Genomic DNA, 641 nt, shown 5'->3' on the forward strand with positions numbered 1-641 from the left:
CAGGACATCAGTCAGGAGGACCGGTTCGACGTTCCGCCCTTCATGAAGGACGCCGGAGTGGTCGCCCTGGTGAACGTACCGGTCTTCCTGCCCGGCGGGCGGCCCTACGGGCTGCTACAGGTGGACGACACCAAGCCGCGCGACTTCGGTCAGGATGAGGTGCAGTTCCTCCGCACCTACGCCGCCATCCTCGGCCCGGTGATCGACCGGCTGCTCATGGCGCAGACCCTGCGCTCGACTGAGGAGCGCTTCCGCCTCACGGTCGAGGCGGCGCTCGACTACGCGATCTTCCTCACCGACCCCGAGGATCGGATCACCGATTGGCTGCCGGGGGCACAGGCGGTCTTCGGCTGGACGGCGGAGGAGGCGGTCGGACAGCCCTCTGCGATCATCTTCACGCCGGAGGATCGGGAACGGCACCAGGATCAGTGGGAGACCGCGACGGCCTGCAGGACGGGTGTCGCACCGGACATCCGCTGGCACCTCCGCAAGGACGGTCGGCGCGTCTTCATCGAGGGCTCCACCCGGGCGCTGCGCGATCCGAACGGCACTCTGCTCGGCTTCCTCAAGATCGGCCAGGACGTCACCGCGCGCCGGGCGGCCGAGGAGCGGCTGCGCGAGAGTGAGGAGCGCCTCCGCCA

Annotated in this window: 1 protein-coding gene; it reads left to right on the forward strand. The window is 69.3% G+C overall.

From position 1 onward, the window contains the following. Window positions 1-641: PAS domain S-box protein (locus tag D2K64_RS23985; protein ID WP_120010934.1), on the forward strand; the 641-nt coding region annotated here is incomplete at both ends.

Origin of the sequence: Teichococcus vastitatis, from assembly GCF_003604215.1 — a bacterium.
Classification (GTDB): domain Bacteria; phylum Pseudomonadota; class Alphaproteobacteria; order Acetobacterales; family Acetobacteraceae; genus Pseudoroseomonas; species Pseudoroseomonas vastitatis.